Here is a 23,653-nt window from a genome sequence, read left to right on the forward strand (position 1 = left end):
GGCACCTTAAGCGGTGCCCCCGTGACCGCGTCGTCAGCGGGTCACTTCTCCTCGACCGGCACATGCTGCGACGGCGGGTTCGCCACCCCGTTGAGGGAGGAAGTGCCGTTCACCGCCTGCCCGTTCTGGTTCATCGAGGACAGCAGCTGACGGGCCAGCCCCAGCCCCGTCCCGCCCATGGTGAGCGCCTTGGCCAACATGTCGGCCACCCCGTCGGCGCCGTTGAGCACCACCATGTTGTCGACGTTGCCGAACGCGGACGCGCCCGCCTGGACGATCTCCGGCCACTTCTCGGCGAGTTGCTGGGCGACCACGGCCTCCTGGTTCTCGGCGAGGGCGGCGGCCCTCGCCTTGATGGCGTCGGCCTCGGCGAGCCCCTGGGCACGGTTGGCCTCGGCCTTGGCGAGACCCTTCGCCTGCGTGGCGGCGGCCTCCGCCTCACCGGTGGAGCGGGTCTCCGTCGCCTTGGCCTCGGCCGCCGAGATCCGGGCGTCGCGCTCGGCCTCGGCCAGCGTCCGCTTCTCGTACGCCTTGGCGTCGGCCGGCTTGCGGACATCGGCCTGGAGCTGCTGCTCGCGCCGCTGCGCCTCGAGTTCGGCCACCCGCGTCTCCTGGACCACCACCTCCTGGCGGGCGGCGGCGTCGGCGAGCGGCCCGGCCTGCCGTGCCTTGGCGTTGGCCTTGTCCTGCTCGGCCTGGTACCCGGCCTTGAGGATCTCGCTGTCCCGGGTGGCCTCCGCCATCCGGCCGAACGCCAGCTGCTCGGCCTCGGTGGCGAGACGGTCGGCCTCGGCCTGCGCGATGCGCGCGTCCCTCCGCACGGCGGCCAGGTGCGGGGCGGAGAGGTTCTTGATGTACCCGGTCGGGTCCTCGATCTCGTGGATCTGGAGGGAGTCCACGATCAGGCCCAGTTTCTCCATCTCCGTACCGCACGCGGCACGTGCCTGTCCGGTCAGCTTCTCCCGGTCGCGGATCATGTCCTCGACCGTCAGTCCGCCGACGATGGCCCGCAGATGACCGGCGAACACGGTGTGCACGCGCTCCGCCATCAGCTTCTGCTGGTCGAGGAAGCGGCGGGCCGCGTTGGCGATCGACACGAAGTCGTCGCCCACCTTGAAGATGACCACGCCCCGCACCTTCAGCGGGATCCCCTGGTGGGTCACGCAGTCCACGTGCAGTTCCGTCTGGTTCAGGTCGAGCGAGAGCTTGCGCACGGCCTGCATCCCGGGCGTCACGAGGGTGCCCCGCCCGGTGACGATGCGGAACCCCATGCCTTCCTCGAGACCCTCCAGCTTGTGCTTCGAACCGGAGATGATGAGCGCCTCGTTGGGTTCCGCGACGCGCCACATCAACTTGAACGCACCGATCAGGACGAGGACGGCGCCTACGGCCGCCCCGACGATGAGACCGACTTCCATGGGCATGCACTCCCCCGGTGCAGGGTGCCCTCGGGGCACCGAACGTAACGGGAGTGTGGGCCCGCGCGCGTGCCGTGTACAGACGGGGCCGAACTGCTGTTGCCCGCTTGGTACATACGGCTCACGGCGGGCATACGCGGCTTCAACCGCCGTACATCGCGGAGACATAGACCGTCCGTGGCGGGAGGTACTCCACCACCGTGACCATCGTCCCCCGCTCGATGCGCTCGGTGCCCGTGGCGGCGTAGGCGAGGAAGTGCTCGGCACCGCCGCGCACCCGGACGATCACCTCGCCGACGAGCCCGGGCCCGACCGTTCCGGTGACCCGCCCCATGAGCCCGACCATCGACGTATCGTCCATGGTCACAGGGTAGGGGCGGAACGCCCCCGCGCCGCACGGCTTTCCACGGTGATCGGCTCCGGCGGCCACATCTCGTGCCAGCGCAGATCCGCCTCCAGTCCGGCGGCGAGCGAGATCAGCAGCGGCTCGCTGTTCGCCGGGCCGAGCAGCTGCGCCCCGACCGGCAGCCCGCCGGGCGCGAGTCCCGCGGGGACGTTGACGCCGGGCCAGCCCAGCACGTTCCACGGCCAGGCATAGGGGCAGGCGGCGATCATCGCGCGGTCGGTGGCGAATCCGCCGAGCTCCAGCATGGCTCCGATGCGGGGCGGGGGAGCGGCCGTCGTCGGCGCGAGGACCACGTCGTACGTCCCGAAGAAGCCACCGATACGGCGGTGCAGGACGGCCTCCGCGCGCCGGGCCGCCCGCAGCGGGACCCCGCCCAGCAGCCGGCCCATCCGGGCGGCGCCCCGGGTGCGCCGGTCGAGCAGCGCGGGGAAGGGGGCCTCGGCGACCCGCTCGGCGATGCCCGCGGTCGCCCGGGGCAAGAAGGCGAGGCCGATCTGCCCGTACGGCGGGTCGGCCTCCTCGACCGTGTGCCCGAGGCCCGCCAGCCGCTCGGCGACGTCGAGGACACGGGCGCGCACCTCGGGCCGGAGCCGGGCGGGCACGGCGGTGAAGGGCGGCTTCAGCGACAGCGCGATCCGCAGCCGGCCGGGGTCGCGTCCCACCGCGGCCGAGGCGTCCACGGCGGGTGGCCGGTGCGGGTCGTGCGCGTGGTTGCCGCCGGCCGCGTCGAGCAGCAGCGCCGCGTCCGCGACCGTGCGGGCCAGCGTGCCGTTGACCGTGATGCCGTGGAAGGACTCGCCGCGCGGCCAGGTCGAGATGCGGCCGCGTTGCGGCTTGATGCCGACCAGATGCGTCCAGGAGGCGGGGATGCGCACCGAACCGGCCCCGTCCGAGCCGAGCGCGGCCGGCACCAGACCCGCCGCGACCGCGGCCGCCGAACCGCCGGAGGAGCCGCCCGGGGTGTGCTCGGTGTTCCACGGGTTGCGGGTCGCGCCGAAGGCCGGGCCCTCGGTGAACGGCCACTGGCCCAGCTCGCAGGTGTTGGTCTTCCCGACGATCACGGCCCCGGCCGCCCGCAGCCGGCGTACCGCCTCGCCGTCCTCGGCGACCACGGGGTGCACGCCCTGGCAGCCGAAGGCGGTCGGTTCGCCCGCCACGTCCATGTCGTCCTTCACGGCGACGGGGACCCCGAGCAGCGGTCGCCGGCCCCCCGTCGCCAACTCCCGGTCGGCCGCGTCGGCTTCGGCGAGAGCCGCTTCGGCCCGGACGATCCGGAAGGCGTTGAGGGTGCCCTGGCTCGCCTCGATCCGGGCGAGGGTCCGCTCGACGAGCGTGCGGGAGGACACCTCGCCCTCGGCGAGCGCGCGGGCGGTGGCGGTCAGGCCTGCGGCACGGTCGGGCGTCATGCGGGCACCTCCGGGACGACGATGTCTACCGCACGGTAACGTCTGGCGGCCCGGCGGTGGAACGGCGCGCGGACGGACCCGGTTCGACCGTCCGCCACAAGGGCGGGGGCCGCCCCGCCACAGTCGTCCCACAGGCATCGCCCGTTCCTGCGCAAGGGATTGACGTGTCCCTGCCCCACCCCTACCTTCTGATCGACTTTCCGAACCTTGTTCGGCATGTCGAACTCTGAGCCGTAGGAGAGCCGCCATGACGACCCGACCCCCCGCCCCGTCCCGTCGTGCCCTGCTGCGCGCGATGGCCGTCCTGCCCGCCACGGCACTCGTGCTCGGCGAGGCGCCCGGCCTGCTCGGCACGGCCCTGGCCGCAGCGCCGGCCGCCGGATCGGCGACCCGCTACACGATCGTGCCGTTCCTCGACAGCAACGACGCAACGGTGAACGTCTACCAGTCCGACGACGCCACCGACTTCCGGCTGGTGCGGGCCTCCGCCTACACCCCGCCCGCCAACCGCATCCGCGACGCGAGCATCTTCAAGCACACCGACGGCTACTACTACGTCACCTACACGACCCACACCTGGCAGGACGCCAGCACCACGATCGGCTTCGCCCGCAGCTCCGACCGGGTCAACTGGACGTTCCTGTACGACTACACCGTCCCGATCACCGGCCTCTCCCGCGCCTGGGCGCCGGAGTGGTTCGTCGACAGCGACGGCAGCGTCAGCGTCATCGTGTCCTGCTCGGTGACCAGCGACGAGTGGATCTTCACCCCGTATCTGCTGAAGGCCACCAACGCGGCCCTCACCGCGTGGAGTTCACCGGTCGCGCTGTCCGGCATCGGGGCGAACCACATCGACACCTGCATCGTGAAGGTCGGCTCGACCTATCACGCGTTCACCAAGAACGAGACGGCGAAGTACATCGAGTACGGCACGGCGTCGAGCCTGACCGGCCCGTACACGATCACCAGGACGGGCGACTGGGCCGGCTGGGGCAGCTACCGTGAGGGCCCGTCCGTCATCCGGCTCGACAACGGCGCCTGGCGGATCTTCTTCGACGGCTACGGCGACGGCGCCTACTACTACAGCGACAGCCACGACTCCTTCGCCACCTGGAGCGCGCCCAAGGCGCTGCCCGGCATCTCCGGCACGGCGCGGCACTTCACCGTCATCAAGGAGACGGTGACCGGCGGGCCCGCTCTCACGAAGAACGCCACCCGCTCCCTGCGGTCCGCCAACTACGGCACCCGCTACTGGCAGGAGCAGTCCGCCCTGCTCAACCTGCCCGTGGTGACCAGCTCCAGCACCACCGCCGAGAAGCAGGCGTCGACCTTCACCGTCGTGGCGGGCCTCGCCGACGCGAACGCCTGCTCGTTCCGCGACGCCGCCGGCAACTACCTGCGCCACTATTCCTTCCGGGGCCGCTTCGACGCCGACGACGGCACGGCATCCTTCGCGAAGGACGCCACCTTCATCCCCCGGACGGGCTCGGCGAGCGGTTCGGTCCGCTTCGAGTCGTACAACTACCCCGGCTACTACCTGCGCCACTACAACTACCAGCTGCGGGTGGAACAGTCGGACGGCACCGACCTGTTCCGCCAGGACAGCTCCTTCGTGGCGACGACCGCCTGGGCCTGAGCCCGTGGACCGGGCCGGGGCGACGGGGACCCCGGCCCGGTGGGCGACCGCTACGACCTCACCGGTGGTGCGGCGACGTCAGGTAGTGCTGCCTGAGGAGTTCCCTGCCGTAGCCGTTGCCGTCGGGCGTGCGCACGACGGAGTGGACGTGCTTCTGCGTCGCGCCGCTGCCCTGGGTGGCGCCGTACGCGCCCGCCAGGGGGCCCGGAGCCTGGCAGTCGACCTCGATCCAGACGGGGGGGGCTGTGGACGCGGACGTAGAAGGCGTCGTCGTCGCCGGTGCCGCCTGCCCAGGTGACGTAGGTGTCGTCGAGGTGCTTGCGGACCTCGGCCAGCGTCACCTCCTGCGCAGCACCTCGACCCCGTCGACGTCGGGCAGCATGCCGTCGAGGACGACGACGTGCGGGGAGCAGTCCCGGGCGATGCGCAGCGCGCCGCGTCCGTCGGCCGCCGAGAAGGACTTCCACCCCGCCTCGGTCACGGCCGCGGACAGCAGTTCGGTGAGCTCGGGCTCGTCGTCGACGATCAGCACGCGAACCGCGCCTGCACGGGTGCCGGGGACGCCAGACATGGCGCGACCCTCTCTCCGTTCGCCATGAGGAGCGTGTGCGTGGGCTGAGCGCGCCATGGGAGGGGCCGACCGGCCGGCGGCGCGGTTCAGTGACGCGGTGACCGGCGCACGGTCAGCACGGCGACGTCGTCGTGGCGGCGGTCGATCCCGGCGTACGCGCGGGCGTCCTCGTGCAGTGCCAGGGGCAGGTCGGTGGGGGAGAGGTCGAGGTGCTTCAAAAGACGCTCGTCGACCGGGTAGAAGCTGCCGTCGCGGGCGCGGGTCTCGGTGAGGCCGTCGGTGGTCAGCACCAGCGTGGAACCGGCCGGGAAGGCGAACCATTCGACCGTCGTGGGTTCGTCGGCCAGTTCGGCGAGCCCGAGCGGGACGCCGGTATCCACCGCCGGTGTGGTGACCGTGCCGTCGTGCATCAACCGGGGCGGGATGTGACCGCAGTTGACGACCTGCGCCTCCGTGCCCGCGTCGACACCGATGATCAGCGCGGTGACGAACCGCTCGTCGTCGCCGGTCTGTTCGGCGTAGGAGTTGTGCCGCACCACCGCGGCGTCCAGGGCGTCGACGAGCGCGGTGAGCGTCGGTTCCCGGTGGGCCGCCTCGCGGAAGGCGCCGATGACGGCGAACGCGGCGCCCACGGCGGCCAGCCCCTTGCCCTGTACGTCCCCGATCAGCACGCGCGTGCCGAAGGGCGAGGCGACGACGTCGTAGATGTCACCGCCGACGAGCCGGTCCTCCTGCACGGGTTCGTAGACGCCGTTGACGAGCACGTCGTCGGTGAGCAGGGGCAGGGGGTGCAGGATGTGCCGCTGCATGGCGGCGGCGGTGGAGCGCAGCCGCAGCATCTCGTGCTCCCGCGCGATGCGCCGGTGGCAGGCGTAGACGGAGGCGGCTCCCAGCGCGAGGGTGAGCAGCACCAGCAGCGCCCGGTCGAGCCACCGGCCGTTGTCGTCGGCCCGTACGAGCAGCGTGAGGGTGACGAACAGGGTGGTCCACGCGGCGACGAACTTCGTCTGCTGGACGGTGCACAGCGCCGACGCCGTGCCCGGCAGGAAGACCAGCAGCCCGAGGAGCCACACCTCGGACCCGGACAGGACGCCGAGCACCTCCACCAGGACCGTCACCGACAGCACACCGACGACCGTCTCGGCGTTGCCCGGGGGCTCGATGGCTCCGAGCGTGTCGGTGGGGCGGATCCGACGGGGACCGGTCATGGGAACTCCCGCGCAGGTGGTGATCTCTCTGTACTTTAGACAGGTGGTCGGCCCGGGCGGGTGGTGGCGCCGGGGCCGGGTTCCCGGCGGTCCCGGACAGGTCCGCCACCGCGTGCGGCGGCGGGAGCGACGCAGCCGCCGGGACGGGCACACCCACGCCGACCACCGTCACCGCCGCTCCCGCGGGGCCGGCGGGACCGTCCGGCAGCCGGGCGGCACGGGTCCGAGCGCGGCGCCCGGCGCGTCGTAGCACCGCCGCTTCCGGTCGGGGGGCGACGCCCGGCCTCACGAGGAGGATCAGCCGGTCGGGAGCGGCCGCACCGTCACGGGCGCGGCCAGGGGCGGCCGCCGATGGCCTCGATGCCGTAGTTGAAGCGCCGCAGATAGCCCGCGAAGGCGGCGATGTCCTCGTCCGGCCAGTCGGTCATGACCTGGTCCAGGATGTCCACGATCCCCTCGCGCTCCGAGTCCAGCAGGCGTGTGCCCTCGTCGGTGAGCCGGAACTTGCGGGCCATGCCGCCCTCCGGGTCGGGGATCCGCTCGATGAGCCCGGCCCGCATGGCCGCCGCGGTCTGCCGGTTGAGGGTGGAAGCGTCCAGCCCGAAGGCCTCGCTGAGCTCGCCGATCGACATGGGCCCCTGGACCCGGATCCGGCTGAGCAGGATGTAGGCGCTGCGCTCCATGAGGCTGTTCTTGCGGCGACCGCCCCGCTGGTTCAGGAACGTGTGGCGGCTGAGCAGCATCTGCTCGTACTCGACCTCGTGCGTCGGCGTCTCCATGTGCCCGACCTCCCGCTTCCGTGCTTCCGCACCATCCTGGCACACCACTGTGCACGCCCCACAGCATGTGCTTGATACACACGACATGTACGATGCACACCCTTCGCTTCCTTCCGCGCAGATCCCTCCCGCGGACCTCACCGCACCTTCCAAGTCGAGGAGTCCCCATGGGCGCCCCCGCTCTCCAGCCCACGGCCCGCCCGGGCGCCGTGGTCGCCACGCTGGCCTTCGCCGGCACCACCGCGGCGATCATGCAGACGCTGGTCACCCCGCTCATCGCCGAGCTGCCGCAGATCCTGGACACCTCGTCCTCGAACGCGGCCTGGGTGATCACGGTCACCCTGCTGGTGGCCGCCGTGTGCGTGCCGGTCGTCGGCCGTCTCGGCGACCTGCTGGGCAAGCGCCGGATGCTGCTCGCCTGTTCCGTGCCGCTGATCGTGGGCTCGGTGGTGTGCGCGTTCGCCTCCGACGTCGTGACGATGATCGTGGGGCGCGGTCTCCAGGGCATGGGCATGGGCATGGTGCCCCTCGGCATCGCGCTGCTGCGGGACGTCGTCCCGGCCGAGAAGCTCAGCGGCTCCATCGCGCTGGTCAGCGCCTCCATGGGCATCGGCGGCGCCATCGGCCTGCCGCTGGCCGCCGCGGTCGCCCAGTACGCGAACTGGCGTGTGCTGTTCTGGGGCTCCGCCGCCCTGGCCGCCGTCGTCGCCGTCCTGATCTTCGTGCTCGTCCCGGACGTCCCCGCCGGCGCCAAGGGCCAGCGGTTCGACCTGCCCGGCGCCATCGGCCTCGGCGTCGGTCTGGTCTCGCTGCTGCTCGCGGTCTCCAAGGGCGCCGACTGGGGCTGGGCCTCGGGCACCACGCTCGGTCTGTCCGCCGCCGCGGTCGTGGCCCTCGTCGGCTGGGGCCTGTGGGAGACGCGCACCACCGACCCGCTGATCGACCTGCGCACCACGGCCCGCCCCCGGGTGCTCCTCACCAACCTCGCCTCGGTCTTCATCGGCTTCGGCATGTACGCGAGCATGCTGGTGATGCCGCAGCTGCTCCAGTTCCCCGAGGCCACCGGCTACGGCCTCGGCCAGTCGATGCTCGCGGCCGGTCTGTGGATGGCGCCCGGCGGCCTGATGATGATGCTGATCTCCCCGCTCGGCGGAAAGCTCACCAACGCCCGCGGCCCGAAGTTCACACTGGTCTGCGGCGCGCTGGTGCTGGCCTGCGGATACTTCGTCTCGCTGGTTCTGATGGGTTCCGCCTGGGGCGTCATGGTGGTCACGCTCATCACCAGCGGCGGCGTGGGCCTCGCCTACGGCGCCATGCCCGCGCTGATCATGAGCTCGGTCCCGCTCACGGAGACCGCCGCCGCCAACGGCTTCAACACCCTGATGCGTTCGCTCGGCACCTCGATCGGCTCCGCCGTCATCGGCGTGATCCTCTCCCGGATGACCACGACCATGGGCGGCCACACCTTCGCCTCCGAGGACGGTTTCCGCACCGCGCTCCTGGTCGGTGGCGCACTCGCGCTGATCTCCGCGGCCATCGCCGCCGCCATCCCCGCCGCCCGCGCCGCGGCAGCCGATGACGCGCCCGACCAGACCGCCGCGCCCGAACAGGCCAAGGTCTGAGCCCACGGAGGCGTGAGCCCACGGAGGTCTGAGCCCGGCGGAGGCGTGGGCCGAGGCCTGAGCCGGGGGAGGGGGGCGGCCGCGACAGGCCCGCCCCCCTTCGTCCTCCCTGCGCCGACGCCGCGCTCTACGGTGTGGGCGCGGCGTCCGCGCGCATCAGCACGCAGTCGAACTCGATCACGCGCCCCGTGGTCGCCTCGCGCGTCACGGGGTACATGCCGGTGATGCCGAACCCGGCGGCCTCGTAGACCGCGACGGCCTCGCCCATGCCGGGGCTGCCCTCGTACAGCTTCAGCACCGCGACCTCGGACTGCATCCCCACGAACTCCGCGATCCGCTCCCCGGCTCCGGCGAACACCTCCAGGTCGTAGCCCTGGGTGTCCATCTTCAGGTAGGGGCGCGGGTCGGCGAGGCCGTCCAGGGCCTCGGCCATCACCTCGTCGAGCCGGCGGACGCGGATCTCCTCGGTGTCGGCCTTCGTGAACCTGCTGTACCGGCCCTTGCCGTAGTCGCTGGCCGGCAGCAGCGAGTTCATCGTCTTCCAGCCGATGTGGATCTCGGCCGTCGTCCCCTCGCGGCCCAGACCGCACCGGTACACCCGCCAGTCGGGGTCGGCGGCGGCGGCCTTCTCGAGCCGGGCGAACGTCTCCGAGGTGGGCTCGAAGGACACGATCCGGCCGGAGTAGCCGAGTCGGCGCAGCCGCCTGGCGTACTGGCCGTTGTTGGCGCCGACGTCGAAGACGCAGTTCACGCCGTAGAGCTCCAGCATCGCGGCCACGTGCTGGGTGCAGAGGTACTCGGCGGCCGCCAGCTGGAGTCTGCGCTCGTCCTGCCCGCCCGGGTTCTCCATCAGGAGCAGCGCGCCGGTGTCGCCCAACCGGACGGTGCCGCCCTCGGCGACCTCGGACCGTGCCGCGTCCCGGGTCCGGCGCAGCACCCAGGTGTCCTTGTCCGCGCCGGTCACCCGGTAGGCGGCGCGCCGGGAGACCAACGCGGTCCCCGGGCCGAGATCGGTCACCTGGACGCCGATACGGGGCATCAGGCCGAGCAGTCGTCGATAGAGGGTCCGCATCTCCCCAGCCCTATCAGACGCGACGGGAGGCGGTCCGCGGGTTGAACGAGATTCTCCGATCGGATGACCGGAGGAAGACAGAAGGCCGCAGCCGCGAAGGCCGAAGATGCTGAGGCCGAAGACGCCCGAGGGCCGCAGACGCGAAGGCCGCAGCGCGAAGGCCGGTCGGGACGGTGTCCCCCGGCGGCTGAAGCGCTCCGGACGGCGAAGGGGGCCCGGGAAGTGTTCCGGGCCCCCTTCGCCGTCTGCCGCCGCGCCCGTGACGCTGTCGCGCCGCTCAGCCGCTCGGGCGCTCAGCCGGTCAGGGTGATCAGGCGCTCAGGGTGATCAGGCGGCCGCGGCCTCGCCCGCGTGGCCGTGCAGACGGGCCACGACCTCGGTCAGCTGCGCGGCGACCTCGGCGTCGTCCACCGGGTGGGTCTCGGCGAAGCGGGTCAGCGAGCCCGGGATGGAGAGCTTGAGGTCCTCGATGACCTTGCCGCCGGCGATGCCCACGGCCTTGCGGGCCTCGTCCTGCGCCCACACGCCACCGAACTGGCCGAACGCGGTGCCGACCACGGCCACCGGCTTGCCGCCGAAGGCGCCGGCGCCGTACGGGCGGGACAGCCAGTCGATCGCGTTCTTCAGCACGGCCGGGATGGTGCCGTTGTACTCGGGGGAGAAGAGCAGGAAGGCGTCGGCGGCCTGGGCGGCGGCGCGCAGCTTGGCGGCGGCGGCCGGGACGCTGCCCTCGACATCGAGGTCCTCGTTGTAGAACGGGATCTCGGCCAGGCCCTCGAAGAGGTCGACGGTGGCGCCCTCGGGAGCGACCTTGACGGCCGCCTCGGCGAGCTGGCGGTTGGTCGAACCGGCGCGAAGGCTGCCGACGAGCGCGAGGATGCGGACAGACATGGGTACTCCCAGAGGCTGAAACAGTGCCGTTACGAATCCGGACCGAGGTCCGTTTATTGTTCTAGCATCCTAACCGGACCGCGGTCCAGTTTGATTCCCGATGCTTTACGCTGAGTTCATGTCCGCCGTTCTGCCTCCCTGTCCGGAGCCCGAGGAGAGCCTGACCGAGCACGAGCTGCTGCAACTGGGCCCGGCCGGAGACGAGCCGTGCCTGCGCGCCGACGCGGCCCGCAACCGGGCCAGGCTGCTGGACGCCGCCGCCCGGCTGATCGCCGAGCACGGCGCGGCCGGGGTCACGATGGAGGCGGTGGCGAGTGCGGCGAACGTCGGCAAGGGCACGGTGTTCCGGCGCTTCGGCGACCGCACCGGGCTGCTGACGGCGCTCCTGGACCACTCCGAACGGAACTTCCAGGCCGCGTTCCTGAGCGGTCCCCCGCCGCTGGGGCCGGGCGCGGAGCCCGTCGCGCGGCTGCGGGCGTTCGGCGTCGCCATGCTCCGGCGGGCCGTGGACGAACTGGACCTTCAGCTGGCGGCAGAGCCGGGACCGGACCGCCGGTACTCCGTGCCACCGCGCCGGGTCCACCACAGTCACCTGGTGCTGCTGCTGCGCGAGGCGCTGCCCGACGCGGACGCCGAGCTGCTGGCCCACACCCTGATGGGGTACCTCAACCCGGTCCTCGTGCACCACCTCACCCGGCAGTGCGGCATGCCGGCGGAGCGCCTGGAAGCCGGCTGGAGCGAGCTGGTCGACCGGGTGACCAGCGGTGTGGCGAGCGGGACGCCGGTCAGGGCCCCGCGGTGAACAGGTCGACGACGGACTGCGGGGCGTCCTCGGCGAACAGGGCCACGCCGCTGCGGGCGGAGTCCGCCGCGGCCGCCGCGCTGCGCGGGAACAGCCGCTCCTCGTAGGCGGCCAGCGCGGCCTCGCGCTCGCCCGGGCGGGCGGCCAGGGCCAGGCCCAGTTCGGCGCCGTCCAGCATCGCGAGATTGGCGCCCTCGCCCGCGAACGGCGACATCAGATGGGCGGCGTCGCCGAGCAGGGTGACGCCGGGGACGCGGTCCCAGCGGTGTCCGACGGGCAGGGCGTGGATGAGGCGCGGCACCAGAGGACCGTCCGCGTCGGCGACCAGCGCCCGCAGGCTCTTGTCCCAGTCCGTGAAGTGCTCCAGGACGTGATTCCTGGCCGCCTCCGGGTCGCCGAAGTCGATGCGGGTCGCCCAGTCCTCGGCGACCCGCAGGGCGGTGTAGACGTGCAGACTGCCGTCGGGCTCGCGGTGGGCGAGGAAGCCCTTGTCCGCGCCGAGGGCGAAGAGGAACCCGCCGCCGACCACCCCGGCGCTCACCGGATGCCGGGTGTCCGCCTCCAGCAGGTCCGTCTCCACGAACGACACGCCCGTGTACGCGGGCCGCGCGTCCGAGACCAGTGGACGGATCCGCGACCAGGCGCCGTCGGCGCCGACCAGCAGGTCCGTGGTGAACACGGAGCCGTCCTCGAGACGCACCTCGTGCCGTCCGCCGTCCAGCGGCCGCGCGCCGGTGACCTTCGCGCCCCAGCGGACCGTTCCCTCGGGCAGTGAGCGCAGCAGCAGGTCGCGCAGGGCGCCCCGGTCGACCTCGGGGCGGTCCCCGGTCCCGTCGTCGGCGCCCTCGAAGCGGACCGTCGCGTCCTTGTCGAGGACCCGGGTGGCCTGGCCGCCGGGCATGACCAGCGTGCGGAACTCCTCGTGCAGCCCGGCGGCGCGCAGTGCCTCCTGGCCGGAGTCCCCGTGGATGTCGAGCATGCCGCCCTGGGTGCGGGCGTCGGGGGAGGCGTCCAGGTCGTGAACGGCCGCCTCGATGCCGTGCACGTGCAGCACGCGGGCGAGGGTGAGGCCGCCGAGTCCGGCGCCGATGATCGCTACGGGGTGGTGCATGGGTCCTCCTGTGGTCGTGGTCCGGGTGTCGTCATTCGGGTACGGCGATCCGCTCGATGCCGCCGATCAGCGCCCGGAACCCCCAGGAGAGGCGGGCTTCGGGCGGACCCGAGAGCAGGGGCCCGGCGAGGCGGGCGACCTGCGGGTGGGTCTCCTGCGACGCCTCGCGCACCGCGTGCCGCAGGGCGTCCCAGTCCTCCGGGGAGGCCTCGTCCGTGTGTTCGGCGGCCGTCGCGGTGGCGTGCTGGAGCAGCAGGTCCACGCCCCAGGCGGCCTGCGCGGGCGGCACCCCGCCCTCGTCGAGCAGGGCCAGCAGGGTCTCGATCAGGTTCAGGTAGTGCGGGCCGCTGGGCCGGGCGGTGAGCGCCGAGCGGGCGAGGTCCGGGTGGTCGAAGAGCATCGCGGTGTACGAGGTGAGCACCGCCTCCAGCCGCTCGCGCCAGCTCCCCGTGGCCGGCGCGGGCAGGGCCGTGCCCAGCAGCTCGTCGAGCACGGCCGCGTGCAGCTCCGCCGTGTTGCGGACGTACACGTACAGGGAGGCCGGACCGGTGTCGAGTTCCTCGGCCAGGCGGCGCATGGTCAGCTTCCGCAGGCCTTCGGCGCGCAGCACCGCGAGCGCGGCGGCCACGATGCCCTCCCTGGTCAGAGCGGGCTTGGCCGGGCGCTCACGGCGGCTGCGCGGGGTGTCGGGGCGTGCTGTCATGCCTCCACCGTAACGAACATGTTCGCTCCGAACAAGTGCGTAACGAACATGTTCGTTGACGGGTCATCGGATCTCGGTGTCCCCCGCCCGGTGCCCCCTCCACAGCTTCTGCCAAGATGCGGTACGTCATGGTGCAGATACCGAACACGCCCGCGCCGACGCAGTCGCCGGTGCCGCGCCCCGTGCCCACGAGCGCCGACGTGGCCCGCCTGGCCGGCGTCTCGCGCGCGACCGTCTCCTACGTCCTGAACAACGCCAGCGCCGTGCGCATCAGCGAGCCCACCCGCCGCCGCGTGCGCAAGGCCGCCGAGGAACTCGGGTACGTGCCGCACGCGGCCGCCCGCACCCTGCGGGCCGGCCACAGCCGCATGGTCCTGATGCCCACCCTGCCCGTCCCGGCCGGCCCTCTCTACTCCCAGTTCGTGCACGACTTCCAGGGGGCGCTGAGCCGCCTCGACTACACCGTCGTGCAGTACGGCGCCACGGGGCTGCGCGGTGACGAGGCCGCCCGTGCCTGGGCCGAACTACGGCCCGTCGCCGTGCTGGTGCCCAGCCCCGGCGTCGGCCCCGAGGGGGTCGCCGTGCTGAAGAGGTCCGGCGCCCGGGCCGTGGTGACGCTCGGTCCCGAGGCGGTCGAGGGCGCCCGCGGGCTGCTCCTGGACCACGCCGACGTGGGCCGCAGCGCCGCCGCGCACCTGTACGCCCGCGGCCGCCGCCGGATCGGGGTGGTGGTCCCGGCCGAGCGCGGGATGGAGATGTTCTCCGCTCCCCGCCTGGCCGGCGCCCGCGAGGCCCTCCAGGGCACGGACGCCTGCGTCACCGAGCTGTCCCTGGCCTACGCGGAGGAGTCCGCGGCGGCCCTCGCCGCCCGCTGGCCCGCCCTCGGCCTGGACGCCGTCTTCGCCTACAACGACGAGTACGCCATGCTGCTGATGCGCGCCCTCCAGGACGCGGGGGTGCGCGTCCCCGAGGACGTCGCCGTCATCGGCGCCGACGACCTGATGCTCGGGCGGCTGCTGCGGCCCCGGCTCAGCACCGTGCGGATCGCGCTGCCCTCCGGCCGCGACCTCGCCTCGCTGGTCGACCGGGCGGTGCGCAGCCCCGCGGCCGCCCCCGAGGCGCACGCGCCGTTCGGAGCCACCGTGGTGCAGCGCGACTCCAGCTGAACTACGGTCGCAGGGGAGGCGCCATGCGTGCGACGGTCGGCATCATCGGCGGCGGCCCCGCGGGGCTGCTGCTCGCCCGGCTGCTGCACCGCGCGGGCGTCGACTGCGTGGTCCTGGAGAGCAGGACGAGGCAGTACGTGGAGCGGCGCCAGCGGGCCGGCATGCTGGAGCAGGGCACGGTCGACGCCCTGCGCGCGGCGGGAGCCGCCGCCCGGCTCGACCGCGAAGGTCTGGTGCACCACGGCATCGAGCTGCGGTTCGACCGCGAACGCCACCACCTCGACTTCCCCGTCCTCACGGGCGGCCGCACGGTCACGATCTACGCCCAGACGGAGATCGTGAAGGATCTCGTCGCCCTCCAACTCGCCGACGGTCCGCCCCTGTTGTTCGAGGCCGCGGCGCTCGCCGTGGAGGAGCCGCTGAGCGGGAAGCCCACCGTGCGGTTCCTGCGCGAGGGCCGCGAACAGCGGCTCGTCTGCGACTGGGTGGTCGGCTGCGACGGCTCGCACGGGGTCGCCCGCGGGGCCTTCCCGGCCACCGCGGGCCGGACGTACGCCCATGACTATCCGTACTCCTGGCTCGGCGTCCTCGCCGAAGTGCCGCCCTCCTGCGAGGAGTTGATCTACGCGCGCCATGAACGCGGCTTCGCCCTGCACAGCATGCGCTCGCCGCGGATCTCCCGGCTCTACCTCCAGGTCCCCAACGGCACCGGCGTGCGGGAGTGGCCCGACGACCGGATCTGGGACGAACTCGCCGCCCGCCTCGCCGTCGACGCCGACTGGACGCTGCGCCGCGGCCCGATCACCACCAAGGCCGTCACGCCGATGCGCAGCCTCGTCCACGAGCCGATGCGCCACGGCCGGCTCCTGCTCGCCGGGGACGCCGCCCACATCGTCCCGCCGACCGGCGCCAAGGGGCTCAACCTCGCCGTCTCGGACGTACGTCTGCTCGCCGGCGCCTTCGCGGAACTGCGCGCCACCGGGTCCACGAGGCTGCTGGACGGGTATTCGGACCACTGTCTGCGACGGGTGTGGCAGGCGACCCGCTTTTCCGACGACATGACTAGGATGTTGCACGCTCAACCAGATGGAGATGCGTTCGACCATCGGATGCAGCTCGCCCGGCTGCGCCGGATCACCGCATCCCGCCACGCCGCCGCCGAACTGGCGGCCAACTACACGGGACTTCCCCTCCCCCTGTGAGAGCCGAAGCCCCGCGGGTCACCGATCGGAGAGCCTTCATGCCGCTGCTCGACCCCGAGAACTGGCAGTCCCGCCCCTTGTCGGGCCCCCGCCGCACCGTCACCGAGCCCGCCACCGGCGACCCGCTGGGCGCCGTCGACCTGGCGGGCGCCGCGGACGTGGGGCCGGCCGCCGAGGCGGCCCGTGCCGCGCAGACCGAGTGGGCCCGGCTCCCTCACTTCGTGCGCGCCGGCGTGCTGCGCAAGGCCGGTGACCTGTTCACCGCGCACGCCGACGAACTGCGCGAGTGGATCGTCCGCGAGTCCGGATCCATACCGGGCAAGGCCGACTTCGAGCTGCACGTCGCCGCCCAGGAGTGCTACGAGGCCGCCGCGCTCGCCTCCCGCCCGGCCGGACAGGTCCTGCCCAGCGAGGCGCCCCGGCTGTCGTACACCCGGCGGGTGCCCGTCGGGGTCGTGGGCGTGATCTCGCCGTTCAACGCCCCGCTGATCCTGTCGATCCGGTCCGTCGCGCCCGCCCTCGCGCTCGGCAACGCGGTCGTCCTCAAGCCGGACCCGCGCACGGCGGTGTGCGGCGGACTGGCGCTGGCCGCGGTCTTCGCGGAGGCCGGCCTGCCCGAGAACCTCCTGCACATCCTCCCGGGCGGCGCCGAGACCGGTGCGGCCCTGGTCGCCGACCCGCTGGTGCCCGTGATCTCCTTCACCGGCTCCACCGGAGCCGGCCGCGCGGTCGGCGAGGCCGCCGGTCGCCACCTCAAGCGGGCCCACCTCGAACTCGGCGGCAACTCCGCCCTGATCGTGCTGGAGGACGCCGACCTGGACGCCGTGATCTCCACCGCGGCCTGGGGCTCCTTCTTCCACCAGGGCCAGATCTGCATGACCACCGGCCGCCACCTGGTGCACGCCTCCCTCTACGAGGAGTACGTGGAGCGCCTCGCGGCCAAGGCCGACGCCCTCGCCGTCGGCGACCCGCACCGCGCGCAGGTCCACCTCGGCCCGCTCATCGACGAAGGCCAGCTCACCAAGGTGCACGGCCTGGTGGAGGCCAGTACCGCGGCCGGCGCCGAGCTCGCCGCGGGCGGCAGGCACGAGGAGCTCTTCTACCGGCCGACCGTCCTCGCGGGCGTCGACGACGACACCCCCGCCTACGCGGAGGAGGTCTTCGGCCCGGTGGCCCCCGTACGCTCCTTCGGCACCCCGGACGAGGCGGCGGCCCTGGCCGCGCGCAGCTCCTACGGTCTCTCGCTCGGCATCGTCACCCGGGACGCCGCCCGCGGTCTGGACCTCGCCGAGCGCATTCCCACCGGCATCGTGCACGTCAACGACCAGACGGTGAACGACGAGGCCGTCGCCCCCTTCGGCGGGGTCGCCGCCTCCGGCACCGGCGCCCGTTTCGGCGGCGAGGCCAACCTCGACGCCTTCACCGACGTGCGCTGGACGACGGTGCGCGCGGACGTGGCGCCGTACCCCTTCTAGAGGCCTTCCGCGAGGACTGTCCGCCTGAGGACCGAGGACTCCCGTCCCGGCGGCTCCCGTCCCGAAGGCTCCCGGGGCTACTCGCCCCCGGTGGCCGGGGAGCCGTCGGCGCCGGCCTTGGCCTGCTCTGCCTCGATCGACTTGCGGACCTCGTCCATGTCCAGCTCGCGCGCCTGTCCGATGACGTCCGTGAGCGCGGCCTCGGGCAGGGCGCCCGGCTGGGCGAACACGGCGACGCGGTCCCGCACGATCATCAGCGTCGGGATCGACTGGATGCCGAAGGCCGCGGCCAGCTCCGGCTGCGCCTCGGTGTCCACCTTGCCGAACACCAGGTCCGGGTTCTCCTGCGCGGCCTTGTCGTAGACCGGGGCGAACTGACGGCACGGGCCGCACCAGGACGCCCAGAAGTCGATCAGGACGAAGTCGTTGTCGGTGACCGTCTGGTCGAAGTTCTCCTTGGTGAGCTCCACGGTGCTGCTCATGGCGTGATTCCTCTTCCCGGTGCTTCCTGTCAGGACTGCCCCGACATGGGGTGAAGCCGTCCGCGACAACACGGCCGGCCCGACGCGTATTCCGCGCCCCTACCCGTGTGGCCTCCCCGCACACCACCCACCAGACTGACCCCATGACGGAAACGGAAACCAACCTGTACGACGTGGTTGTGCTCGGAGCCGGGCCCGTGGGGGAGAACGTCGCCGACCGCACCCGTGCGGCCGGCCTCACCACCGCGGTCGTGGAGAGCGAACTGGTCGGCGGCGAGTGCTCGTACTGGGCCTGTATGCCCAGCAAGGCCCTGCTGCGCCCGGTGATCGCCCGCGCGGACGCCCGCAGACTGCCCGGCCTGCGCGACGCGGTGCAAGGCCCGCTGGACACGGCGGCGGTCCTCGCCCGCCGCAACTGGTTCACCGGCGACTGGACGGACGGCGGCCAGGTCGACTGGATCAAGAGCATCGGCGCGGACCTCTACCGCGGCCACGGGAGACTGACCGGACCGCGCACGGTGACGGTGGGGGACACGGTCCTCACGGCCCGCCACGCGGTCGTCGTCGCCACCGGGACCCGCGCGGCGCTGCCCGACCTGCCGGGCCTGGCCGAGGTCAGGCCCTGGACGAGCCGGGAGGCGACCGCCGCCCAGGCGGCGCCCGGCCGGCTCGTCGTGGTCGGCGGGGGAGTCGTGGCCACCGAGATGGCCACCGCCTGGCAGGCCCTCGGCTCGCAGGTCACCCTCCTCGTGCGGGGCAAGGGCCTGCTCGACCGGATGGAGCCGTTCGCGGGCGAACTGGTCGCCGAGGCGCTCACCGAGGCCGGCGCGGACGTGCGCACCGGCACCTCGGTGGCGTCGGTGACGCGCTCCGACGGCACCGTCGTGGTCGTCACCGACACCGGCGAGCGCATCGAGGCCGACGAGATCCTCTTCGCCGTCGGCCGCGCCCCGCGCACCGACGACATCGGCCTGGACACGGTCGGCCTGGCACCCGGCTCCTGGCTCACCGTCGACGACAGCCTGCGCGTCACCGGCACCGACTGGCTCTACGGCGTGGGCGACGTCAACCACCGGGCCCTCCTCACCCACCAGGGCAAGTACCAGGCCCGGATCGCGGGCGCCGCCATCGCCGCCCGCGCGGCAGGCACCGAGCTGCCGGAGAGCGACCCGTGGAGCGCCCATGCCGCCACGGCCGACCACGAGTCCGTCCCCCAGGTGGTGTTCACCGACCCGGAGGCGGCCGCCGTCGGCCTCTCGCTCGCCGAGGCGGAACAGGCCGGACACCGGGTGCGGGCCGTCGACGTCGACATGTCGTCGGTGGCCGGAGCGGGGCTGTACGCCGAGGGCTACAAGGGCCGCGCCCGGATGGTCGTCGACCTGGAGCGGGAGATCCTGCGCGGCGTCACCTTCGTCGGCCCGGGCGTCGGCGAATTGATCCACTCGGCGACGATCGCGGTCACCGGGCAGGTCCCGCTCGCCCGGCTGTGGCACGCCGTCCCGTCCTATCCGACGCTCAGCGAGGTGTGGCTGCGGCTGCTGGAGGCCTACCGGGACAACTGAAGGGATCCGGCCGGCCCGCGGGTCAGGGGAGTTCGAACCCCAGCGCCCTCGCGGCCAGGTCGGCCGTCGGCTGCGTCCAGCGGTCGAGCACGGCCTGGTTGGCCGAGAGCGAGCGCGGTTCGGCCCGGTCGAGGTAGAGCACACCGTCGAGGTGGTCCGTCTCGTGCTGGACGATACGGGCGGGCCAGCCGCCGAACACCTCGTCCAGCGGCCGGCCGTGCTCGTCCGCACCCGTGAGCCGCACCTCGGTGTGCCGGGCCACCACCGCCTGGTAGCCCGGCACGCTCAGACAGCCCTCGAAGAAGGCGGCGCGGGCCGAACCCACCGGCTCGTACGCGGGGTTGACCAGGACCCGGAACGGCTGCGGCACCCGGCCGCGGGCCAGCCGCACCTCCTCCGGCACCGGCGCCGGGTCCTCGATGACGGCGATCCGCAGTTCCACTCCGACCTGCGGCGCGGCGAGGCCGACGCCCGGCGCCGCGTGCATGGTGAGGCGCAGGGCCTCGACGAACCGGGCCAGCAGGGCGGGATCGAGCTGGCCCTCGTAGCGCGTGGTGCCCGTCCGCAGGACCGGGTCCCCGGCCGCGACGATGGGCAACGGGCCGCCGGGGGCGAGGAGTTCCTCGATCCGTTCGGCAAGGGGCGCGCGGGGACTGGGAGATGCCATCGGGCCAGCATGCCACGGCCGCATGGGATGTGACGCACGTCACTCGAAGTGGCGGGAACTCGGTGTCGTCGGCTCCCGACTACTGGTGCGTCACGGCTGAAGGACGTCCCCAGAACGTGTCCCCGACCCACTCCTCCTCCCCCCGGAGAAGCCCACCATGTCCACCGCTCCCTCGACCTCCACGGACGAGGCTCCGCCGGCAGCGGCCCCCGCACCGAAGTCCCGCGGCCCGTGGGCCCCGCTGCGCCCGCTGATACTGCGTCTGCACTTCTACGCCGGTGTGTTCGTGGCGCCGTTCCTGCTGGTCGCCGCCGCCACCGGGTTCCTGTACGCCGCCGCCTTCCAGGCCGAGAAGATCGTGTACTCCCACGAGATGACCGTGCCGGCCGGCGAGGTGTCACTGCCGGTCTCCGAGCAGGTGGCCGCCGCCCGCAAGGCCTACCCCGACGGCACCGTCTCGGCCGTCCGCCCCTCGCCGCAGGACGACGCCACCACCCGGGTGATGCTGTCCGGTGTCGAGGGCGTCGACGCCACCCACACCCTGGCCGTGTTCGTGGACCCGTACACGGGCGAGGTCCGCGGCGCGCTGGAGCAGTACGGCTCCACCGGCGCGCTGCCGCTGCGCACCTGGATCGACGAGTTCCACCGCGATCTGCACCTGGGCGAGAACGGCCGCCTCTACAGCGAACTCGCCGCCGGCTGGCTGTGGGTGACGGCCGGCGGCGGCCTCGTGCTCTGGTTCTCCCGCCGCCGTGCCCTGCGCAAGGTCCGCGGCACGAGCGGACGGCGCCGCACGCTCGGCCTGCACGGCACCGTCGGCGTGTGGGCCGCGGCCGGCTTCATCTTCCTGTCCGCGACCGGACTGACCTGGTCCACCTACGCGGGCGCGAACATCGACGTCCTGCGCACCTCGCTGGGCCAGGCCACCCCGTCGGTCTCGGCGGCCGCGGGCGGCGGCGAGCACGCCGGTCACGACGAGGCGTCCGGGGCGGGCGGGGACGGCGGGCACGGCGTCGGCCTCGACAAGATCCTGGCCGCCGCGCGGGCCGAGGGGCTGGGCGACCCGGTCGAGATCGTCCCGCCGGCGGACGCCTCCTCCGCGTACGTGGTCAAGCAGGTGCAGCGCAGCTGGCCCGAGAAGCAGGACGCGGTGGCGATCGACCCGGCCACCGGAGAGGTCACCGACGTCCTGCGGTTCGACGACTACCCGCTGCTCGCCAAGTTGACCCGCTGGGGCATCGATCTGCACACCGGCGTGCTGTTCGGCCTGGTCAACCAGCTCGCGCTGATGCTCCTCGCGGGCTCCCTGATCCTGTTGATCGTGTGGGGCTACCGCATGTGGTGGCAGCGCGGCCGCGGGTCCTCCTTCGGCCGGCCCGTCCCGCGCGGCGCCTGGGCGCAGGTCCCGCCGTACGTCCTCGTCCCGCTGATGGCGGCGGTCGCCGTGGTGGCCTACTTCGTCCCGCTCCTGGGCATCCCGCTGGTCGGCTTCCTGGCCGTGGACATCGTGCTCGGCGAGATCGCGCACCGGCGGGGGCGGCGGGCGGCCGTCTGAGCGGCCCGGGCACGCGGAACGGCCCGGCGGTGGAGGTCCACCGCCGGGCCGTCCGCCGTCCCGGGCTCAGGCGTCGGGGAAGTCCCCGGCCAGCGCCGAGGCGAGCCGCAGATGCGGTCCCGCCTCCGCGTGCCGGCCCTGCCGCTCCAGGGTGCGCCCCAGCATCAGCCGGGCGTAGTGCTCCACCGGGTCCCGCTCGACGATCTGCCGCAACTCGTCCTCGGCGCGCCGCAGTTGGGCCGAGTGGTAGTAGGCGCGGGCCAGCAGCAGCCGCGGTCCGGTCTGCTCCGGCACCTCCTCGACCAGTCCCACCAGCACCCGCGCGGCGGCGGCGTACTCCTTCGCGGCGAAGAACAGCCGCGCCCTCTCCCACCGCTCGGCCGGCGTTCCGTGGGCGTAGTAGGCGGTGCTGTCGGTCGTCTCGTATGTCGTGTCCACTCGTGCCTCCTTCGAGGCCGACAACCGGGCGTGGTGGTTGAATATTCCACTACCTGGCGACGGGGGTGCAGCCGAGGGGTGCCGGTGCCTACCGGGACGCGCGAGTCGGCTGCGCCAAGTTCGCCAGCTCCGCGTCGGCCCGTTCGGTGACGCGGGCGAGGACGCGGCCCGTGGTCGCCAGGTCCTCCGGGGGGATCCCGGCGTAGATCCGGGCCGAGATCTCGCCCGTCTCGGCGCTCACGACGGCGAACAGCTCGCGCGCGGCGTCCGTGGGCCGGACCAGGGGGCCGTCGGCCGCCAGCAGCCCCTCGCTGAGCAGGGTGTCGACGGCGGTGCGTACGTCCGCAGCCCCGGTCTTGAGCGCGTCGGTCACCTGCTCGACGAGCGCGCCGGATTCCAGCGGCCCGACGGCGGCGACGGCCGCCCGCAGGGTGATCTGCTGCTGGAAGGTGAGGCCGTGCCGTGCCAGGACGCGTTCCAGGACGGCGCGGCCCGCGTAGTGCGCGAGGCCTATGGTGCGGCCGCCGACGGGCGGCGCGGTGTCGGTCATCGTCACTCCTTGGTTCTCTCGTCGGTGAGGTCGAGCGGTACGTCGAGCAGCAGGGTCAGTTCGTCGGTGAGCGCGCGCGTCCGGGGGCTCTTCAGGCCGCCGAGCGGCTCCAGCAGCTGTTCCAGCAGCCCCTGGACCACCGTGACGGCCCGCTGTGTCACGTCCTGCCCCCGCTCGGTCAGGGCGAGTTGCACGGCGCGCGGGTCGCGGGGATCCCGGGTGCGCTCGATCAGGCCGGCGGACTCCAGGGCGCGCGCCAGCTTGGAGACGTAGAGCGGTTCGAGGCCGGTGTGGTCGGCGAGCCGGCGCTGGCTGGGCCGTTCCCCGGAGCGCTGCATCCCGTACAGCGAGGCGACCAGCGAGTACTGGGCGTGGGTGAGGCCGAGCGGGGCCACCGCCCGGTCCACGGCCACCCGCCACTTCGTCGACAGCCGCCACACCAGAAACCCGGGCGTGGCCCGTTCGGAACCCTTGCGCTCACTCATGGAAGATAGAGTACATGGCTACTATGTCCATGGCTACTATCTCTCGGTCGCCGCGGGCCGGATCGCCCCGGCTCGGTCACCGCGGGCCGGATCACTCCGGATGGGCCACCGCCTCCTTCTGCAGCTGCACCGCCGCCAGCAGGCTCAGCTTCGGTTCCGCCCGGCGCAGCGCCTTCACCGCCGCGACCGAGGCGATGTCCCCCGTGAAGCCGACGGCCGCCAGCCGGGAGCGGACCCAGCGGGCGCGCAGCTGGGTCTCGGTGGCGGCGGCGGTGGACTCGACGAGCGCGACGGCGCGCTCCAGGCCCGGCCGCTCCTGGGGCGAGGCCTCCGCCAGCGCCTGGCGCAGGGCCGCCGCCACCACGTCCGCGTCCCGGACGGCCAGCACGAAGTTGTTCTTCTTGCTCAGTCCCGTGATTCCTGTCATGACGGCAGCTTGACGATCA

Annotated in this window: 25 protein-coding genes; 8 read left to right on the forward strand and 17 right to left on the reverse strand. The window is 73.1% G+C overall.

Annotated features, from left to right (window positions below; translation table 11 throughout):
- Positions 1-41 precede the first annotated feature (41 nt).
- The 3 genes from J2X68_RS23625 to J2X68_RS23635 all read right to left on the reverse strand — a co-directional run bounded on the left by J2X68_RS23625 (position 42) and on the right by J2X68_RS23635 (position 3,230).
- On the reverse strand, positions 42-1,424 hold the full coding sequence (locus J2X68_RS23625; RefSeq protein WP_310434546.1) for an SPFH domain-containing protein: 1,383 nt from the start codon (positions 1,422-1,424) through the stop codon (positions 42-44).
- Positions 1,425-1,560: 136 nt separating this feature from the next.
- Entirely contained in the window at positions 1,561-1,779 is a 219-nt protein-coding gene (locus tag J2X68_RS23630; RefSeq protein WP_310434547.1) for a hypothetical protein, read from the reverse strand.
- A gap of 2 nt (positions 1,780-1,781) precedes the next feature.
- Complete coding sequence (locus J2X68_RS23635; RefSeq protein ID WP_310434548.1) at positions 1,782-3,230, reverse strand: amidase; 1,449 nt, start codon at positions 3,228-3,230, stop codon at positions 1,782-1,784.
- Between the two features lie 247 nt (positions 3,231-3,477).
- On the opposite strand from J2X68_RS23635, the gene J2X68_RS23640 reads away from it, so the two are divergent.
- On the forward strand, positions 3,478-4,866 hold the full coding sequence (locus J2X68_RS23640; protein WP_310434549.1) for an AbfB domain-containing protein: 1,389 nt from the start codon (positions 3,478-3,480) through the stop codon (positions 4,864-4,866).
- Positions 4,867-4,916: 50 nt separating this feature from the next.
- On the opposite strand, the gene J2X68_RS23645 is transcribed toward J2X68_RS23640, so the two are convergent.
- From J2X68_RS23645 to J2X68_RS23660, 4 genes are all read right to left on the reverse strand, one after another.
- Positions 4,917-5,207 (reverse strand): DUF3500 domain-containing protein, encoded by a 291-nt coding sequence (locus tag J2X68_RS23645; protein WP_310434550.1) that lies wholly within the window; start codon positions 5,205-5,207, stop codon positions 4,917-4,919.
- Entirely contained in the window at positions 5,204-5,437 is a 234-nt protein-coding gene (locus tag J2X68_RS23650; RefSeq protein WP_399040639.1) for a response regulator, read from the reverse strand. The genes J2X68_RS23645 and J2X68_RS23650 overlap by 4 nt, the downstream gene beginning before the upstream one ends.
- A gap of 86 nt (positions 5,438-5,523) precedes the next feature.
- Positions 5,524-6,645 (reverse strand): PP2C family protein-serine/threonine phosphatase, encoded by a 1,122-nt coding sequence (locus J2X68_RS23655; protein WP_310434551.1) that lies wholly within the window; start codon positions 6,643-6,645, stop codon positions 5,524-5,526.
- Between the two features lie 323 nt (positions 6,646-6,968).
- Positions 6,969-7,424, reverse strand: a complete 456-nt coding sequence (locus J2X68_RS23660) for a MarR family transcriptional regulator (RefSeq protein WP_310434552.1) — start codon at positions 7,422-7,424, stop codon at positions 6,969-6,971.
- Positions 7,425-7,591: 167 nt separating this feature from the next.
- Between J2X68_RS23660 and J2X68_RS23665 the strand changes: the two genes are divergently transcribed.
- Complete coding sequence (locus tag J2X68_RS23665; RefSeq protein ID WP_399040641.1) at positions 7,592-9,046, forward strand: MFS transporter; 1,455 nt, start codon at positions 7,592-7,594, stop codon at positions 9,044-9,046.
- Positions 9,047-9,173: 127 nt separating this feature from the next.
- Here the strand turns inward: J2X68_RS23665 and J2X68_RS23670 are convergent, their stop codons facing one another.
- Together J2X68_RS23670 and J2X68_RS23675 are read right to left on the reverse strand one after the other, a co-directional pair.
- Positions 9,174-10,118, reverse strand: coding sequence for an FkbM family methyltransferase (locus J2X68_RS23670; RefSeq protein WP_310434554.1), 945 nt, complete (start codon positions 10,116-10,118; stop codon positions 9,174-9,176).
- A gap of 327 nt (positions 10,119-10,445) precedes the next feature.
- On the reverse strand, positions 10,446-11,009 hold the full coding sequence (locus tag J2X68_RS23675) for an NAD(P)H-dependent oxidoreductase (protein ID WP_310434555.1): 564 nt from the start codon (positions 11,007-11,009) through the stop codon (positions 10,446-10,448).
- A 100-nt stretch (positions 11,010-11,109) separates the two neighbouring features.
- Here J2X68_RS23675 and J2X68_RS23680 point away from each other — a divergent pair, with 100 nt between their 5' ends.
- Positions 11,110-11,811 carry a TetR/AcrR family transcriptional regulator gene (locus J2X68_RS23680; RefSeq protein WP_399040644.1) on the forward strand — a complete coding sequence of 234 codons (702 nt, stop codon included), beginning with the start codon at positions 11,110-11,112 and terminating at the stop codon, positions 11,809-11,811.
- Here the strand turns inward: J2X68_RS23680 and J2X68_RS23685 are convergent.
- Entirely contained in the window at positions 11,795-12,922 is a 1,128-nt protein-coding gene (locus tag J2X68_RS23685; RefSeq protein WP_310434557.1) for an NAD(P)/FAD-dependent oxidoreductase, read from the reverse strand. The genes J2X68_RS23680 and J2X68_RS23685 overlap by 17 nt on opposite strands.
- A 31-nt stretch (positions 12,923-12,953) precedes the next feature.
- The gene (locus J2X68_RS23690) at positions 12,954-13,625 is read right to left on the reverse strand and encodes a TetR/AcrR family transcriptional regulator C-terminal domain-containing protein (RefSeq protein ID WP_310434558.1); all 672 of its coding nucleotides are present in this window, start codon (positions 13,623-13,625) and stop codon (positions 12,954-12,956) included.
- 116 nt (positions 13,626-13,741) lie between these two features.
- Here J2X68_RS23690 and J2X68_RS23695 point away from each other — a divergent pair, with 116 nt between their 5' ends.
- The 3 genes from J2X68_RS23695 to J2X68_RS23705 are packed head-to-tail and all read left to right on the forward strand — an operon-like array spanning position 13,742 to position 17,468.
- Positions 13,742-14,791, forward strand: coding sequence for a LacI family DNA-binding transcriptional regulator (locus tag J2X68_RS23695; protein WP_310434559.1), 1,050 nt, complete (start codon positions 13,742-13,744; stop codon positions 14,789-14,791).
- Between the two features lie 23 nt (positions 14,792-14,814).
- Positions 14,815-15,993 carry a 4-hydroxybenzoate 3-monooxygenase gene (locus tag J2X68_RS23700; protein ID WP_310434560.1) on the forward strand — a complete coding sequence of 393 codons (1,179 nt, stop codon included), beginning with the start codon at positions 14,815-14,817 and terminating at the stop codon, positions 15,991-15,993.
- Positions 15,994-16,031: 38 nt separating this feature from the next.
- Positions 16,032-17,468: an aldehyde dehydrogenase family protein gene (locus J2X68_RS23705; protein WP_310434561.1), complete on the forward strand. Its 1,437-nt coding sequence runs from the start codon at positions 16,032-16,034 to the stop codon at positions 17,466-17,468.
- A gap of 77 nt (positions 17,469-17,545) precedes the next feature.
- Here J2X68_RS23705 and trxA read toward each other — a convergent pair whose 3' ends face one another.
- Positions 17,546-17,950, reverse strand: a complete 405-nt coding sequence (gene trxA, locus J2X68_RS23710) for a thioredoxin (RefSeq protein WP_310434562.1) — start codon at positions 17,948-17,950, stop codon at positions 17,546-17,548.
- A gap of 143 nt (positions 17,951-18,093) precedes the next feature.
- Between trxA and J2X68_RS23715 the strand changes: the two genes are divergently transcribed.
- Positions 18,094-19,512 carry an NAD(P)/FAD-dependent oxidoreductase gene (locus tag J2X68_RS23715; RefSeq protein WP_310434563.1) on the forward strand — a complete coding sequence of 473 codons (1,419 nt, stop codon included), beginning with the start codon at positions 18,094-18,096 and terminating at the stop codon, positions 19,510-19,512.
- A 22-nt stretch (positions 19,513-19,534) separates the two neighbouring features.
- Here J2X68_RS23715 and J2X68_RS23720 read toward each other — a convergent pair whose 3' ends face one another.
- On the reverse strand, positions 19,535-20,179 hold the full coding sequence (locus J2X68_RS23720; protein WP_310434564.1) for a peptide deformylase: 645 nt from the start codon (positions 20,177-20,179) through the stop codon (positions 19,535-19,537).
- A gap of 157 nt (positions 20,180-20,336) precedes the next feature.
- Here J2X68_RS23720 and J2X68_RS23725 point away from each other — a divergent pair, with 157 nt between their 5' ends.
- A complete protein-coding gene (locus tag J2X68_RS23725) occupies positions 20,337-21,734 on the forward strand; it encodes a PepSY-associated TM helix domain-containing protein (RefSeq protein WP_310434565.1) in 1,398 nt (465 codons plus the stop codon).
- Between the two features lie 66 nt (positions 21,735-21,800).
- Here J2X68_RS23725 and J2X68_RS23730 read toward each other — a convergent pair whose 3' ends face one another.
- The 4 genes from J2X68_RS23730 to J2X68_RS23745 all read right to left on the reverse strand — a co-directional run bounded on the left by J2X68_RS23730 (position 21,801) and on the right by J2X68_RS23745 (position 23,634).
- Entirely contained in the window at positions 21,801-22,172 is a 372-nt protein-coding gene (locus J2X68_RS23730) for a tetratricopeptide repeat protein (protein ID WP_310434566.1), read from the reverse strand.
- A gap of 88 nt (positions 22,173-22,260) precedes the next feature.
- Positions 22,261-22,722 carry a MarR family transcriptional regulator gene (locus J2X68_RS23735; protein WP_310434567.1) on the reverse strand — a complete coding sequence of 154 codons (462 nt, stop codon included), beginning with the start codon at positions 22,720-22,722 and terminating at the stop codon, positions 22,261-22,263.
- Between the two features lie 2 nt (positions 22,723-22,724).
- Positions 22,725-23,207, reverse strand: coding sequence for a MarR family transcriptional regulator (locus J2X68_RS23740; protein ID WP_310434568.1), 483 nt, complete (start codon positions 23,205-23,207; stop codon positions 22,725-22,727).
- Positions 23,208-23,298: 91 nt separating this feature from the next.
- A complete protein-coding gene (locus tag J2X68_RS23745) occupies positions 23,299-23,634 on the reverse strand; it encodes a hypothetical protein (protein ID WP_310434569.1) in 336 nt (111 codons plus the stop codon).
- Positions 23,635-23,653: the final 19 nt, after the last annotated feature.

The sequence above is a fragment of the Streptomyces sp. 3330 genome (assembly GCF_031456635.1).
In the GTDB taxonomy this organism is placed as follows: Bacteria; Actinomycetota; Actinomycetes; order Streptomycetales; family Streptomycetaceae; genus Streptomyces.

What these genes read in the sequence shown, in the direction of transcription:
- J2X68_RS23625 (WP_310434546.1), bottom strand. Translation starts at nt 1,424, where the DNA reads ATGCCCATGGAAGTCGGTCTCATCGTCGGGGCGGCCGTAGGCGCCGTC.
- J2X68_RS23630 (WP_310434547.1), bottom strand. Translation starts at nt 1,779, where the DNA reads ATGGACGATACGTCGATGGTCGGGCTCATGGGGCGGGTCACCGGAACG.
- J2X68_RS23635 (WP_310434548.1), bottom strand. Translation starts at nt 3,230, where the DNA reads ATGACGCCCGACCGTGCCGCAGGCCTGACCGCCACCGCCCGCGCGCTC.
- J2X68_RS23640 (WP_310434549.1), top strand. Translation starts at nt 3,478, where the DNA reads ATGACGACCCGACCCCCCGCCCCGTCCCGTCGTGCCCTGCTGCGCGCG.
- J2X68_RS23650 (WP_399040639.1), bottom strand. Translation starts at nt 5,437, where the DNA reads ATGTCTGGCGTCCCCGGCACCCGTGCAGGCGCGGTTCGCGTGCTGATC.
- J2X68_RS23655 (WP_310434551.1), bottom strand. Translation starts at nt 6,645, where the DNA reads ATGACCGGTCCCCGTCGGATCCGCCCCACCGACACGCTCGGAGCCATC.
- J2X68_RS23660 (WP_310434552.1), bottom strand. Translation starts at nt 7,424, where the DNA reads ATGGAGACGCCGACGCACGAGGTCGAGTACGAGCAGATGCTGCTCAGC.
- J2X68_RS23665 (WP_399040641.1), top strand. Translation starts at nt 7,592, where the DNA reads ATGGGCGCCCCCGCTCTCCAGCCCACGGCCCGCCCGGGCGCCGTGGTC.
- J2X68_RS23670 (WP_310434554.1), bottom strand. Translation starts at nt 10,118, where the DNA reads ATGCGGACCCTCTATCGACGACTGCTCGGCCTGATGCCCCGTATCGGC.
- J2X68_RS23675 (WP_310434555.1), bottom strand. Translation starts at nt 11,009, where the DNA reads ATGTCTGTCCGCATCCTCGCGCTCGTCGGCAGCCTTCGCGCCGGTTCG.
- J2X68_RS23680 (WP_399040644.1), top strand. Translation starts at nt 11,110, where the DNA reads ATGCTTTACGCTGAGTTCATGTCCGCCGTTCTGCCTCCCTGTCCGGAG.
- J2X68_RS23685 (WP_310434557.1), bottom strand. Translation starts at nt 12,922, where the DNA reads ATGCACCACCCCGTAGCGATCATCGGCGCCGGACTCGGCGGCCTCACC.
- J2X68_RS23690 (WP_310434558.1), bottom strand. Translation starts at nt 13,625, where the DNA reads ATGACAGCACGCCCCGACACCCCGCGCAGCCGCCGTGAGCGCCCGGCC.
- J2X68_RS23695 (WP_310434559.1), top strand. Translation starts at nt 13,742, where the DNA reads ATGCGGTACGTCATGGTGCAGATACCGAACACGCCCGCGCCGACGCAG.
- J2X68_RS23700 (WP_310434560.1), top strand. Translation starts at nt 14,815, where the DNA reads ATGCGTGCGACGGTCGGCATCATCGGCGGCGGCCCCGCGGGGCTGCTG.
- J2X68_RS23705 (WP_310434561.1), top strand. Translation starts at nt 16,032, where the DNA reads ATGCCGCTGCTCGACCCCGAGAACTGGCAGTCCCGCCCCTTGTCGGGC.
- trxA (WP_310434562.1), bottom strand. Translation starts at nt 17,950, where the DNA reads ATGAGCAGCACCGTGGAGCTCACCAAGGAGAACTTCGACCAGACGGTC.
- J2X68_RS23715 (WP_310434563.1), top strand. Translation starts at nt 18,094, where the DNA reads ATGACGGAAACGGAAACCAACCTGTACGACGTGGTTGTGCTCGGAGCC.
- J2X68_RS23720 (WP_310434564.1), bottom strand. Translation starts at nt 20,179, where the DNA reads ATGGCATCTCCCAGTCCCCGCGCGCCCCTTGCCGAACGGATCGAGGAA.
- J2X68_RS23725 (WP_310434565.1), top strand. Translation starts at nt 20,337, where the DNA reads ATGTCCACCGCTCCCTCGACCTCCACGGACGAGGCTCCGCCGGCAGCG.
- J2X68_RS23735 (WP_310434567.1), bottom strand. Translation starts at nt 22,722, where the DNA reads ATGACCGACACCGCGCCGCCCGTCGGCGGCCGCACCATAGGCCTCGCG.
- J2X68_RS23740 (WP_310434568.1), bottom strand. Translation starts at nt 23,207, where the DNA reads ATGAGTGAGCGCAAGGGTTCCGAACGGGCCACGCCCGGGTTTCTGGTG.
- J2X68_RS23745 (WP_310434569.1), bottom strand. Translation starts at nt 23,634, where the DNA reads ATGACAGGAATCACGGGACTGAGCAAGAAGAACAACTTCGTGCTGGCC.